14 protein-coding genes are annotated in these 12,268 nt (G+C 71.7%); 8 read left to right on the plus strand and 6 right to left on the minus strand.

Annotation, left to right across the window (positions count from 1 at the left end):
- Positions 1 to 82 precede the first annotated feature (82 nt).
- From OG322_RS17390 to OG322_RS17400, 3 genes are all read right to left on the minus strand, one after another.
- Entirely contained in the window at positions 83 to 733 is a 651-nt protein-coding gene (locus OG322_RS17390) for a TetR/AcrR family transcriptional regulator (protein ID WP_123460557.1), read from the minus strand.
- A 60-nt stretch (positions 734 to 793) separates the two neighbouring features.
- Positions 794 to 2,293, minus strand: coding sequence for an MFS transporter (locus tag OG322_RS17395; protein ID WP_329306638.1), 1,500 nt, complete (start codon positions 2,291 to 2,293; stop codon positions 794 to 796).
- Between the two features lie 239 nt (positions 2,294 to 2,532).
- The gene (locus tag OG322_RS17400; RefSeq protein WP_266411430.1) at positions 2,533 to 2,772 is read right to left on the minus strand and encodes a hypothetical protein; all 240 of its coding nucleotides are present in this window, start codon (positions 2,770 to 2,772) and stop codon (positions 2,533 to 2,535) included.
- 113 nt (positions 2,773 to 2,885) lie between these two features.
- On the opposite strand from OG322_RS17400, the gene OG322_RS17405 reads away from it, so the two are divergent.
- Positions 2,886 to 3,809: a phosphorothioated DNA-binding restriction endonuclease gene (locus tag OG322_RS17405; protein ID WP_329306639.1), complete on the plus strand. Its 924-nt coding sequence runs from the start codon at positions 2,886 to 2,888 to the stop codon at positions 3,807 to 3,809.
- 162 nt (positions 3,810 to 3,971) lie between these two features.
- On the opposite strand, the gene OG322_RS17410 is transcribed toward OG322_RS17405, so the two are convergent.
- Positions 3,972 to 4,667, minus strand: a complete 696-nt coding sequence (locus OG322_RS17410) for a hypothetical protein (RefSeq protein ID WP_164494363.1) — start codon at positions 4,665 to 4,667, stop codon at positions 3,972 to 3,974.
- 640 nt (positions 4,668 to 5,307) lie between these two features.
- On the opposite strand from OG322_RS17410, the gene OG322_RS17415 reads away from it, so the two are divergent.
- Positions 5,308 to 7,479 (plus strand): TerD family protein, encoded by a 2,172-nt coding sequence (locus tag OG322_RS17415; protein ID WP_329306640.1) that lies wholly within the window; start codon positions 5,308 to 5,310, stop codon positions 7,477 to 7,479.
- Positions 7,480 to 7,802: 323 nt separating this feature from the next.
- A complete protein-coding gene (locus tag OG322_RS17420) occupies positions 7,803 to 8,423 on the plus strand; it encodes an HhH-GPD-type base excision DNA repair protein (protein WP_123460552.1) in 621 nt (206 codons plus the stop codon).
- 14 nt (positions 8,424 to 8,437) lie between these two features.
- Here the strand turns inward: OG322_RS17420 and OG322_RS17425 are convergent, their stop codons facing one another.
- Entirely contained in the window at positions 8,438 to 8,593 is a 156-nt protein-coding gene (locus OG322_RS17425) for a hypothetical protein (protein ID WP_164494362.1), read from the minus strand.
- Between the two features lie 103 nt (positions 8,594 to 8,696).
- On the opposite strand from OG322_RS17425, the gene OG322_RS17430 reads away from it, so the two are divergent.
- On the plus strand, positions 8,697 to 8,993 hold the full coding sequence (locus tag OG322_RS17430; RefSeq protein WP_073736427.1) for a type II toxin-antitoxin system VapB family antitoxin: 297 nt from the start codon (positions 8,697 to 8,699) through the stop codon (positions 8,991 to 8,993).
- 139 nt (positions 8,994 to 9,132) lie between these two features.
- Positions 9,133 to 9,726, plus strand: coding sequence for a LytR C-terminal domain-containing protein (locus OG322_RS17435; protein WP_123460551.1), 594 nt, complete (start codon positions 9,133 to 9,135; stop codon positions 9,724 to 9,726).
- Between the two features lie 61 nt (positions 9,727 to 9,787).
- Here OG322_RS17435 and upp read toward each other — a convergent pair whose 3' ends face one another.
- Positions 9,788 to 10,423, minus strand: a complete 636-nt coding sequence (gene upp / locus OG322_RS17440) for a uracil phosphoribosyltransferase (RefSeq protein WP_123460550.1) — start codon at positions 10,421 to 10,423, stop codon at positions 9,788 to 9,790.
- A 103-nt stretch (positions 10,424 to 10,526) separates the two neighbouring features.
- On the opposite strand from upp, the gene OG322_RS17445 reads away from it, so the two are divergent.
- The 3 genes from OG322_RS17445 (at position 10,527) to tadA (ending at position 12,209) form a co-directional block, all read left to right on the plus strand.
- Positions 10,527 to 10,778 (plus strand): hypothetical protein, encoded by a 252-nt coding sequence (locus tag OG322_RS17445; RefSeq protein ID WP_123460549.1) that lies wholly within the window; start codon positions 10,527 to 10,529, stop codon positions 10,776 to 10,778.
- Between the two features lie 348 nt (positions 10,779 to 11,126).
- Positions 11,127 to 11,687, plus strand: coding sequence for a tRNA adenosine deaminase-associated protein (locus tag OG322_RS17450; RefSeq protein ID WP_123460548.1), 561 nt, complete (start codon positions 11,127 to 11,129; stop codon positions 11,685 to 11,687).
- Positions 11,688 to 11,696: 9 nt separating this feature from the next.
- A complete protein-coding gene (gene tadA, locus OG322_RS17455; protein WP_123460547.1) occupies positions 11,697 to 12,209 on the plus strand; it encodes a tRNA adenosine(34) deaminase TadA in 513 nt (170 codons plus the stop codon).
- Positions 12,210 to 12,268: the final 59 nt, after the last annotated feature.

The following is a 12,268-nucleotide window of genomic DNA, read 5'->3' on the forward strand; positions in this document are numbered from 1 at the left end:
TGGCGCCCCCGCCCAGGGCTCGCGCGGCTGGAAGCCCGTCTCGGCCTCCGGGCAGCCCTGTTGGAAGTACGGGCGGGGGGGGTCACGGGGCGTTCCAGAGATCCCTCAGCTCCGCCCAGGTGGGCGGGCCGACCGGCTGGATGCCCGTGTTCGCGGGGTTCCGAAGACCGCTCAGGACGAGGTCCAGGTAGCGCAGGTGCAGTTCGACCGCGCGCTCGGTGGTCGTGGGCAGGCGGGCGTTGAGGTGGGCGAGCAGCAGCAGGAGGTCGGCCGAGCTGAAGTCCGGGCGTAGTGCGCCGGACCGGTGGGCGGCGTCGACCAGGACGTCGAGTGCCGCCCGGAGGCAGTCGTCCGCGGCGTCCACTTCGTCGGTGGCGGGCAGGCGGCCCCCTATGAGGGGGAGGAGGGAGCCGGTGCCGGTGGCGGACAGCGTCGCTCGCAGGAAGGCGACGAGTGCGGCCCAGGGGTCGGGGTGGTCGGCCATGGCGGTGCGGGCCAGGGAGGCCAGCTCGTTCATGCCCTCCACACGCAGCGCCTGGGCCAGGTCCTCCTTGGCGGGGTAGCGCCGGTAGAGACTGCCCATGCCCACGCCGGCACGGCGGGCGACCTCCGAGACGGGGGCGTCCCAGCCGTGTTCGGCGAAGACTTCACGTGCCGCACGCAGGATCCGCTCGTCGTTGCGGTCGGCTTCCTTCTGGCGTCCGCGGGGCGGTCCGGTGCGGTCGGCGCGCATGCTCGTGCTCCTTCGGTGCGGCAGTCAACGCGGTCCTGCCCCGTGGGCGGGCTGACTGGGTCAGTGCGGGTTGCTGAGGACCGGAGCCGGTGCTGCCAGTGCTGCCACGGTGGGCTCGGTCGTGGGCTCCTCGTGGTGCGGGCGGATGCGCAGGGCCCCGACGAGCAGGATACCGAGGGCACCGAGCGCGGCGGCGACCCAGAAACCCACCGTGAAGGCCTTCTCGGCGGGCACGGGCGTGCCGTCCACGGTGAAGGTCTGCAGGAAGCCGACGGAGAGCTGGCTGCCCACGGCGCTGCCGACGGTCCGGATGACGGTGTTCAGCCCGTTGCCCGCGGCGATCTCGCGGCGCGGCACGAGGGCCGCGACCAGGTCGGCGAGTGCCGCGTACCCGTAGCCCGCACCGAGGCCGATCAGGCAGAACCACAGGGCGAGCTGCGTCGGGGAGCCGTGGAAGAACGCGGTGAGCACGGCTCCCGACGTCATCAGCGTCATGCATGCGGCCAGGGGCGCCCGGGCGCCGAGCCGCCCACGCAGCCAGTGCGCGGTCCGCCCGGCCAGGACGACGCAGACCGAACTGGGCAGCACCAGCAGTGCGGCCTGGACGATGGTCAGGCCGCCTCCGTAGGAGGCCGCCGGGCGGAGCGCGGGCGGCAGACCGTTGGGCAGCTGCAGCAGCTGCGGGACCAGGACGTAGAAGAAGAACGGCACGACACCGATCAGCAGCGCCGCGAGGTTGGTGACGAGCATCGGCAGATGGGTGATGTGCCGGAGGTCGAGGATCGGGTCGGACCGGCGGGCCGACACCACACCGAGTACGGCGAAGAGCGCCACGGCGGCCGCGAAGAGCGACAGCACTCCGGCGGAGAGCCAGCCCCACTTCGTGCCTTCGGTGATCGCCAGGAGCAGGGCGACGAGCCCGCCGGCCAGGAGGACGGCCCCGGGCACGTCGACGCGCTTGCTGTGCCGTTCGGGGCTTTCCGGCACCCAGGCGATGACCATGAGGGTCGCCAGGGCGATGAACACCGCTTCGACGCCGAACATCCAGCGCCACGAGGTGTGCTGGATGATCAGGGCGCCCAGGACCAGCCCGATGCCCGCGCCGCCGCCGAGCATGGCGGCGGTGGTGCCGAAACTGGAGGCGATCCGTTCCCGGGGCATCGCTTCGCGGACGATGGCGAGGGCCAGCGGGAGCGAGGCCATGGAGGCGCCTTGCACCGCGCGCATCGCGATGAGGAAGCCGATGTTCGGGGCGGCGGCGCCCCCGAGGGTGCTCGCGAGGAATACGAGCAGGACGATCACGAGGAGCCGTCGGTGGCCGTACTTGTCGCCGAGCAGGCTCAGTACGGGGGTGAGGACGGCCCCGCCGAGCAGGAATGCGGTGATCAGCCATCCGGCCGTGGCGGTGTCGGTGTGCAGGCGTTGCGCGAGCACGGACATCGCGGGAATGACCAGGGTCTGCATCAGCGAGAAGCAGCCCACCGCGGCAAGCAGTGCCGCCAGCACCAAGTTCGGCCGCGATGCCATCGCGCCGCGGTGCTGGGTTCTGTTGTCGTCCACTGACGACTCCTTCTGAGGTTGAGGGGCGGCAGCACGCCGCGTGGGAGCGGGGCGGTCCGCCCGGCATGGGTCCGGCCGCCGTCCCGGGCGCCGTTGTGACGGCGGCTGGGCAGCGGGCCCGGAGGCGTCACGACCGCGCGTGAACCGCGTGCGCCGCACTCTCACGCCACGACTGTCATGCCGCCCGGCAGGTGGACTCGAATTTATCGGAGCGGAGCGCTCCGTTCAAATTTGCCTGATCAGCCGGACACCGAGGAGATCGTCGACGCGTACGCGAAGAACCCGGCGTACAGCGATCGGCGTACAGCGATGTCCGCCGGTTCGCCCGTGCCGTCGCCGCCGGCACCGTCGAGTACGTCGCCGCCTGGGACAACCGGACCGCACGCGCCCTCAGCCGGCTCGTACTCGACCCGCCCTGCCTCCACGCCCGGTGCCACCTGCGCGACGACGAAAGGGTCTTCGCCCTCGCCGGCCTTCACGGCGTCCTGCCCGGGTAGCCGGGATCCTCGTCGCGACTCGATGTCCGGCCGGCCACCGCGGCGGGGCCCCCGCGACCGAGCGCCGGACCGGACCGCCACTACGATCGCCGACCATGGACTGGGTCGAGCGCACCGCGCAGTTGCGGCAGTGGACGAGGAGCGGAGCGCGGGCTCCGCACAAACCGTTGCTGTTCCTGTACGCACTCAGCCGGTTCCAGCAGGACGCCGACGAGGAGCTGCGGTACAGCGCGGTGGAGGAGGACCTGGGGCGACTGCTCGCCGAGTACGGTCCCGGGAACCGGACGACCCCCGCCTATCCCTTCCATCATCTGGTGAGTGACGGCGTGTGGGAGGTGCGTACCGAGCGCGGGCCCGGCAGTCCCGGGACCGGGGTCAGGGAACTGCGCGCGACCGGCGCCGCCGGCCGCCTGACGCCGGAGCTGCGGGCGGCGCTGCGGCGGGAGCCGTCCCTGTTCGGCCGGATGGCACGGGTGCTGCTCGATCTGAACTTCCCGCCCTCGCTCCACGGCGAGCTGTGCGAAGCCGTCGGCCTGGAGCTGGAGGAGGCCGAGACCGGAGTGCTCCCGGCCGCGCGCAGGCGGCGGGACCGGCGGATGCGGGAGACGGTCCTGACTGCGTACGAGTACCAGTGCGCCTTCTGCGGGTACGACGGCAGGATCGGCGCGGTGCCGGTCGGGCTTGAGGCCGCCCATGTGCGCTGGTGGGCGTTCGACGGACCGGACGACGTCGAGAACGGGCTGTGCCTGTGCTCACTGCACCACAAGCTGTTCGACAAAGGCGTACTCGGCCTCGGCGAGGGCGAGGGCGAGGGCGAGGGCCACCGCGAGGGCGAGGGTCACCGCATCCTGGTCTCGCAGAGCTTCGTCGGCCGCAGCACGGCCGCCCGCGAGCACGTCATCACGCTCGCCGGCCGTCCGGTCATCGGCCCCCAGCCGGGCATCCGTCCCATCGCCGCCACCCACCGTTCCTGGCACACCGGCCAGGTCTTCCACGGCAGCCCGCGCCCCGCGGCGTAGCGCCCGGCCGAGACCCCCGGAGGCACCCGCCCCATACGGCCCGAGCCGGGCCTGCCGCCCCACGCGACCGGACCGATCCGCTGCGGTGAACGCCGTTCCAGGTCCAGCGGGCGACGGCGATCGGCACCGCTGCGACATCAGCGGTCGGGCACCGCTCCGGCGTCAGCGGTCGCCCACGAGCGCGAAGGCGAACGCCAGCCGCCGGTCGACCCAGTCCGCTTTCACGGTGACCTGCGCACTGCCCTCCGAGACCATCACCACCTCGCCGTCCACGGTCCATTCGAGCGTCCGCGGCCTGGACGGCTGATCGCCGCCCTCCGCACCGAAGTCCGCGAGCGCCCCCACCAGCCCGATGGCCGCCTTGACGGCGACACGTCCGACGGCTTCCTTCGCGGAGTCACCGGCCGCCCACTCGTTGCGGCCCACGATCTCGGGGTGTCCGGGCTGGTCGATGCGCCAGGTGTGCCGGAAGGGCCGCCGCGGCGGTATCCGGCGCAGCGTCCCCAGGACCCCGCCCTGCCCGTCGCGCACCACATGGTGCCGCTCCCCGTCCACTTCCCGGGCCTCGTCGACGTAGCAGAGCAACTGCCGCGCCTCCGGGTCCTCGTACAGGGTGAGGCCGGTGGCCGACGGTCCGGCGGCGGCGCGCGAGGCGGGGGCGAGGTAGGCGCAGGGGGCGTTGACCCGGAAGTCCTTGCCGCCCTTGGGGACGCGTACCGCACGCGGTCCGCGAACGCCCTTCTTGCGCTTGACGGTTACCGGCTTCTCCTCGCTGCTGACCACGAAGGTGCGGACGTCCGCCCATGCCACCGGCTCCACCGGCGGCTCCTCGGTCTTCCTGCTTCTGCCGAACGCCACCGCTGCTCCCCCTGGTCACTCATTCCTCAGCACCCGAGCCTACGACCCCGGCGCGCCCGGCAGCCGGTGACACCGATCCGCAGGGTCCCTTCCGGCCGGTCCGTGATGATCAGAACGGGCGAACCGTGCAGGCCCGGTGTCCTGGACTCCGAGGCGCGGTCGCGCTTCGGAGGCTGAGCAGCGGGAGACCGGAGACGGGCCGGGACGCAGGTTGCTCACGGTCGACGGAGGACCCACCCTCGAACTCCGCCTCTGGTGCGGAACATGCCCGTTCCTGTTCCGCCGGCCGGAAGCCGCCCGGCAGGCATGGTCGCAGGAGCGGCTCACCGGCGGACGGGCCGATCCGGACGACTGCGGCGTGATCGATGCGTTCGGTGCGCTGCTGCCGCAGGGCGACCACCGGCCGGCCGGGACGCTCAGGGGCCGACTGCGGCGCTCAGCCGCAGCGGATCCCACCGGGTCTCAGCGGATCTCGGGCGGGCTCGGTGCAGCACGCACCCGGAGTTCATGATTCCTTCACGCCTCCTCCTTCCGGACGTTACCGTTCTCCTCGTGTGCAGCGGATTGCGCTGTGTCACGGATCAACATGCTGCCGCTGCCAGGGCGCGTCCCGACACGGCTGCGTGTCTGGGGGGACTGCATGCGTGAAATGACCAAGGGGGCCAACGTCGGCCTCGCGGACCTGAGCGACGAGGCCGGCTCGGTCATCGCCAGTCTGAGCTGGAGCAGCAACGCCGGGGACGGCGACGCCGACGTGTCCGTACTGCTGCTGGACGGCAACGGCAAGGTCCGCACCGACGCCGACTTCTTCTACTACAACAACCCGGCCGCGGCCGACGGCAGCGTGCAGTTGCTCGGCAAGACGCCGACCGACAGCGGCAGCGAGGACCGCATCGGCCTCGACCTGACCGCCGTACCCGCGGACATCGAACGCCTCGTGGTGGCCGCGAGCCGGTACGGCGGCTCGCGTTTCGGTGAACTGGACGATCTGCGGATGACGGTCGCCGACCGCACCGGAGAGGTGCTCCTCGGGTTCTCGATCGCCGATGCCGGGGTGGAGAGCGCCTTCATCTTCGGTGAGCTGTACCGACGGGGCACGGAGTGGAAGTACCGGGCCATCGGCCAGGGGTACGAGACCGGACTGGCGGGTCTCGCCACGGACTTCGGGATCGACATCGACGACGAGGGAGAGAACGAGGAGGAGAACCAGGTCGGAACGGAGTCCGGGAACGACGGCCTGGACGGGCGCGGGACCGGAAGCCCCGGCGAAGCGGCGGCGCCACCGAGTGCGCAGGATGCCGCGGGCGGTTCCCCGTCCCGCGCCGGCGAGGCCCCCGGACCGGTCCCCGCCGGGCAGCCCGGCTCCGTGCCCCGGCAGCCGGTTGGCGAAGCCGGGGATGAGGGTACTGGTCCGGCGACGGCCCCGCCCAAGCGCGCCCGCGGCCCCCGGACCGCGAAGAAGAAGGTGACCCTCCCGGCCGTGGCCAAGAAGTCGCTGGCCGAGAACGACGCGTGGAGGGCCGCCCGGCTGTTCCCCGCCCCGACGCTCAAGAGCGACAGGGAGCGGGAGGTGCGGGCGACCTCCGTGCTGCTGTCGGTGATGGCCCAGGTACCGGAGTTCGGACGCCGGCTGACAGCGGTCTTCGGTGCTCCGGCCGGCCGTATGCAGACCTTCACCGAGGTCTCGCTCCCGCAGGGGGACACCCCCAGACGTCCCGACGGTGTGATCCGGGTGGAGCGGGCGGGCAAGCTGTGGACCGCCCTCGTGGAGACGAAGACGAACGGCAACGCGCTGAAGTCCGAGCAGGTCCAGAACTACATGGACATCGCCGCCCGCCGCGGTTACGAGGCAGTGATCACGCTGTCCAACGACGTGGCCCTGGAGGGCAGTCCGCTCGTCGACGTCAAGACCGACGGACGGCGCAAGCACAAGGTCGCGCTCCGGCACCTGTCGTGGGCCGAAGTGGCCCACCAGGCACACATGCTGATCCGGCACGAGGGCGTCGGGAACGCCGCTCACGCCTGGCTCCTGCAGGAGCTCGTGCACTACCTCCAGCACGAGAACTCCGGCTGCCACGGCTTCCAGAACATGGGCCCGTCGTGGGTCCCCGTACGCAACGGCATCGACACGGAGACGCTCAGCCAGGGCGATCCGCGCGCCGTCGAGGTCATCGAGAGCTGGGAGCGGCTCATCCGCCAGGTCTGTCTGCGGCTCGGCGGTGAACTGGGCCAGAAGGCCCTCCCCGTGCAGCGCGCCCAGCGCGGCACCACCGCGCGGTCGCGTCGGACGGCCCTCGCCGACCAGCTCTGCGAGGAGGGCCGGCTCACCGCCGAACTCCGCGTGGACGGTTCGCCCGGCATCATCACGATCACCGCCGACCTGCGGACCGGGAAGCTGCGCACCTCGGTGGAGATCCCGGTGCCGGAGGGGGCGTACCCCCTCACTTCGGCCAAACGTCTGATGCGGCAGCTGGCGGAGGCTCCCGCCGACCTCCACGTCGAAACGCTCGTCGAGGGGCACAGCGGTCCGCGCGGCACCCTGGAACGCCTCCGTCCGGAGCCGGGCGACATGCTCCCCAAGGACGGCAGCCGGATCGCCGGATTCCGGCTCTCCCTCTTCAAGGGCATGGGCGGCTCGCGCGGCAACGCCGAATCCGGCTTCATCCGCAGCGTCGACGACGCCGTGGACCGGTTCCACGCACACGTCGTCGCGCATCTTCCGCAGGCCGAACGCCGCACCGCGCGCCGGTCGCCGGAGCCGGAACCGGGGTCCGCACCGGCCGCGCCGCCGGGTGCACCGGTGCCGGTCTGACACCGGTCCGTATCCGGCGCGCACACGTGGGCCTTTCAGGTTCCCGAAACCGGAGGAGGGGGTGCCGGATGGCCGAACCGGGCCGGGCCGTCGCCGTCGCGATGGTGCACGGGCCGCGGGCCGGGCTCACCGAGGCCGACGCGCGCGCGGACCGGCTCGGCGGCCAAGGGCGGTCCAGGACATGAGGCCGGCGCGGAACGGAGACGGTGAGAACCGCCGGAGAACGGCGGGTAACAGCGGCAAACGGCTGCAATCGGCCGCGAACAGCTCCACAGGCGGTGATGGTGCTGGCCGTCGCACCCCGCGCTCGCGATGATCGGGGCATGACCAAAAGCAACAAGGACCAGGACATCACCCTCCGGATCGCCCAGCAGCCGGAGGCGGACGAGCTCCTCGGACGCAGTCCACTCGCCGCCCTGGTGGGCATGCTGCTGGACCAGCAGGTGCCGATGGAGTGGGCCTTCTCCGGCCCGTACACCCTGGCGCAGCGCATGGGCGGGGACGATCTGGACGCCCATGAGATCGCCGTGTACGACCCCGAGGCGTTCACCGAACTGTTCACCGCCAAACCCGCGTTGCACCGCTATCCGGGCTCCATGGCCAAGCGCGTGCAACAGCTCTGCCAGTACCTGGTGGCGCAGTACGACGGGGTGGCGAGCGGGGTGTGGAGCGATGCCGCCACCGGGGCCGAGCTGCGGAAGCGGCTGAACGCCCTGCCCGGGTTCGGCACCCAGAAGTCGCAGATCTTCCTGGCGCTGCTGGGCAAGCAGTTCGGCGTCCGGCCGCCGGGCTGGCGCGAGGCGGCGGGGCCGTACGGGGAGGCCGGCTCGCACCGCTCGGTCGCCGACATCACCGGCCCCGAGTCGCTCGCCGAGGTCCGCGCGTACAAGCAGGAGGCCAAACAGGCCGCCAAGGCGGCGAAGGCCGGCGCCAGGAGCAGGTGAGCGCCCCGTCCTCACTACCGTCTGCGGCGGGCCGTACCGAAGAGCGAGCGTGAGATCTCCCGGCCCACCCGCGCCTGCTCGGGCAGCGCACCTCCGGTACCGGAGGCACCGATCGCACCACCCTCCGCGCCCCCGAGCGCGCCCCCGCCCGTGCTGTCGCTGCCACTCATCACGGCCTCAATTCCGGAATCGACGCTTATATGACCTCGTGGCCTGCATCGCAGTCCCGTCCCATGGCTGCGCCCGGAGGTTCTTGACCGGTAGGCTTTCCGTGTGATCTTCAAGCGCATCGGAAATGGCCAGCCTTATCCCGACCACGGCCGGGAAAGCACCCGGCAGTGGGCGGATGTCGCGCCGCGCCCGGTCCGCCTCGACCAGCTCGTGACCACCAAGGGCCAGTTGGATCTCGAAACCCTCCTCGCCGAGGACTCCACGTTCTACGGCGACCTGTTCGCCCACGTCGTGAAGTGGCAGGGCGACCTCTATCTGGAGGACGGACTGCACCGCGCGGTCCGTGCCGCGCTCCAGCAGCGCCAGGTACTGCACGCCCGCGTGCTCGAACTCGGCTGAGACACCGCCCCACACCGCCGCCCGCAGGGTTCGTTCGGGTGTTTTCCCACTCGGACGGGTGCGATCCATTGATCATTTAGTAGGCATCATCACCGGGCCGCACTACGCTGCGCCCATGAGCATGCTCACTCCCCCCGGCATGGGCGGAAAATACCGCATCACGGGTGACAAGTACCCACAAATGCGGCGCCCCCGCCGCAGCAGACTGGTCCTCGCGGCCACCGCCTCCGTGGTCGCCCTAGGGCTGGCCGGATGGGGCACGCTGCAGCTCATCGACGTCTTCACGGGCGGCGACAAGGCGGCCAGCGCCGCCGACCGCAAGGCGGACTGCCCGTCCGCCAAGCCGTCCGCGCCCGCCGCGGCACTGCCGAAGCCCGCGAAGATCAAGGTCAACGTCTACAACGCGACCCCGCGCGGCGGGCTCGCGAAGGCGGCGGCCGATGAGCTGAAGAAGCGCGGGTTCGCGATCGGCAAGATCGGCAACGCCCCCGCCGCGTACGACAAGAAGGTCACCGGTACCGGGATACTGCTCGGCGCTCCGACAGCGGTCAACGGCACCTTCCCGGTGCTCGGCACGCAGCTGCCCGGGGCCGCGACGAAGACCGACGCCCGCAAGTCCGCGGACGTCGATCTGATCATCGGTACGAAGTTCAAGGCGTTCAGCACGCCCCAGGCAGCCTCCACCGCCCTGACCGCGCTGACCAAGCCGGCCCCCGCGCCGTCCTCCTGCTGAGGACCGCGCGGGGCGGGCGGGGCTCCTGGAGCCCTTGGAGGGCCCCGGCTGCCGGGCCCTCCTAGCCGACGGTGCCGTACATCCGGTCACCCGCGTCGCCGAGGCCCGGCACGATGTAGCCGTGCTCGTTGAGCCGCTCGTCGACCGAGGCGGTGACCACGGTGACCGGCGTCCCCGCCAGCTCGCGCTCCATCACCTCGACGCCCTCGGGCGCGGCGAGCAGCACGACGGCGGTGACGTCGTCCGCACCGCGCTTGATCAGCTCCTGGATGGCCGCGACCAGCGTGCCGCCGGTGGCCAGCATCGGGTCCAGGACGTACACCTGGCGGCCCGAGAGGTCCTCCGGCATACGGGACGCGTACGTGGACGCCTGAAGCGTCTCCTCGTCGCGGATCATGCCCAGGAAGCCCACCTCGGCGGTCGGCAGCAGCCGGACCATGCCGTCGAGCATGCCGAGGCCGGCCCGCAGGATCGGCACGACCAGGGGCCGCGGATACGAGAGCTTCACGCCGGTGGTGGGTGTCACCGGGGTCTCGATGTCGACCTGCTCGGTGCGCACATCGCGGGTGGCCTCGTACGCGAGCAGGGTGACCAGCTCGTCGGCGAGGCGCCGGAAGGTCGGGGAGTCGGTGCGCTTGTCGCGCAGGGTGGTGAGTTTGTGCGCGACCAGCGGGTGGTCGACGACGTGGATCCGCATGGGACCCAGAGTAGCCGCGCCTCCCGCACCCGTGCGCTGGCATCAATCACACGTTCGGGGGGAAGGTGGGGGCATACGGACCCAGCCTGGGGGTGATGAGCCGATGCCGGACGGGGCACAGTACGAACGGGACGGGGCGGGCCCTCCCGAGCTCTGGGACACGCAGGACACACGGGACACGCAGGACACGCAGGAGACCGACGCGCAGGAGACCGACGCACAGCGCCGCAGGCGCCGCGCCCAGTTCCTCCGCGAGCTTCACGAGGCCAAGGCGCTGCGCGACCGGGTCCAGCCTCGGCGCGTCAAGGCCGCCCGAATGCGCCAGGCCATGCGGATGCGGACGTTTCGCTGGTAGCCGTCCGGCCTGCGGAAGAACCCCCTGCCGACGGGGTCGGACAGAACTGGTGGCCGACGCAACGTCCGAACTGCTCTCGCCGGGCCCTCGTTTCTGCCACGATTCCGATGGGCGGGACGCAGGGCAGCCGGACCACCGACTGCCCTCCCGCCGGACCGACACACCTAGGGTCTCTCGTTTGGATCAGGCCGGATCAGGGAGCAGGGTCCGGTGCGTGCAGCTGCGAGGCGGAGGATTGCGGAAACGCGGAGCGTCGGTGATTGACGACAACGCCGCAGATGGGCGTGCGGACCCCGCGAGCCCGGCCTGATCCGAACGAGAGGCCCCTAGACCAGTGGGAGAGTCACGGTGTACTTCGCCGCACTGCTCGCGCGCACCGAAGACGGGTGGGAAGCGAGCGACACGGATCTCGACGATGTGGAGACCCTGTCCGATCTGACGGAGCTGGCCCGTGAAGCCTCGGTTGACGAGGACACGGTGCTCGTTTTCATCGAGCAGGAGGACGCCTGGTTCGGCGTCATCCGGGTGGACGGTGAGGAGGACCCGCGTATCTACGTCTCGAACGCCTCCGCCGCCACCCGCTCCTCGTACGGGGAGATCCTGCTCACCGATGAACTGCTCGGCCGCGAACCCGGGGCCGAGGACTCGATTGCCGCCCTCGAAGAGCTCGTCGGACTCGACGGTACTGAGGACGGCGAGCCGGACAACGCCCCCGACAACGACAACGACACCGCCGACAACGATGACGACGACGGGCTCGACGCCGTACCGGCAGGTCCCCTGGGTGACACCGGGATCCTGTCCGACCTCGGGCTCCCCGAGGCGGAGCTGCTGATGCTGCGGACGGACGCACTGGTGGAGATCGCGGACGCGCTGGGAGCGGCCGAGGTTCTGGAGACCGTCCGTTAAGGTCCGCGGGTGACCGAAGCACCGCACCCGCAGGACCAGCCCCAACCGCACGATCCACCGCACGATCCCGTACGGAACCCGTGGCGGGCGGCCATGCGCCGCGCCCTGGACGAGGCCGACCGGGCGGCGGCGGCCGGCGATGTGCCGGTCGGCGCCGTCGTCCTCGCCCCGGACGGCACACCGCTCGCCACGGGACACAACGAACGCGAGGCGACCGGCGACCCGACCGCGCACGCCGAGATCCTCGCCCTCCGCCGGGCCGCCGCGGCGCTCGGCGAATGGCGGCTGTCCGGATGCACCCTGGTGGTCACGCTGGAGCCCTGCACGATGTGCGCGGGTGCGCTGGTGCAGTCCCGGGTGGCCCGGGTCGTCTACGGAGCCCCGGACGAGAAGGCCGGAGCGGCCGGCTCGCTCTGGGACGTCGTGCGCGACCGTCGGCTCAACCACCGCCCCGAGGTGATCCCCGGGGTGCTGGAGGCCGACTGCGCGGCCCGTCTCACCGCCTTCTTCCGCCACCGCTGACCTGGCGTCCCCGCGTCCGGGCGGTGCCTTCGGGAATCGGATTTCGAAGGACGGCCGGG

This window comes from Streptomyces sp. NBC_01260 (genome assembly GCF_036226405.1).
GTDB classification, from domain to species: domain Bacteria; phylum Actinomycetota; class Actinomycetes; order Streptomycetales; family Streptomycetaceae; genus Streptomyces; species Streptomyces laculatispora.

Excerpts from the sequence above, each read along its gene's own strand:
- OG322_RS17435 (WP_123460551.1), top strand. The coding sequence starts at position 9,133 with ATGGGCGGAAAATACCGCATCACGGGTGACAAGTACCCACAAATGCGG.
- upp (WP_123460550.1), bottom strand. The coding sequence starts at position 10,423 with ATGCGGATCCACGTCGTCGACCACCCGCTGGTCGCGCACAAACTCACC.
- OG322_RS17405 (WP_329306639.1), top strand. The coding sequence starts at position 2,886 with ATGGACTGGGTCGAGCGCACCGCGCAGTTGCGGCAGTGGACGAGGAGC.
- OG322_RS17445 (WP_123460549.1), top strand. The coding sequence starts at position 10,527 with ATGCCGGACGGGGCACAGTACGAACGGGACGGGGCGGGCCCTCCCGAG.
- OG322_RS17425 (WP_164494362.1), bottom strand. The coding sequence starts at position 8,593 with ATGAGTGGCAGCGACAGCACGGGCGGGGGCGCGCTCGGGGGCGCGGAG.
- OG322_RS17420 (WP_123460552.1), top strand. The coding sequence starts at position 7,803 with ATGACCAAAAGCAACAAGGACCAGGACATCACCCTCCGGATCGCCCAG.
- OG322_RS17415 (WP_329306640.1), top strand. The coding sequence starts at position 5,308 with ATGCGTGAAATGACCAAGGGGGCCAACGTCGGCCTCGCGGACCTGAGC.
- OG322_RS17390 (WP_123460557.1), bottom strand. The coding sequence starts at position 733 with ATGCGCGCCGACCGCACCGGACCGCCCCGCGGACGCCAGAAGGAAGCC.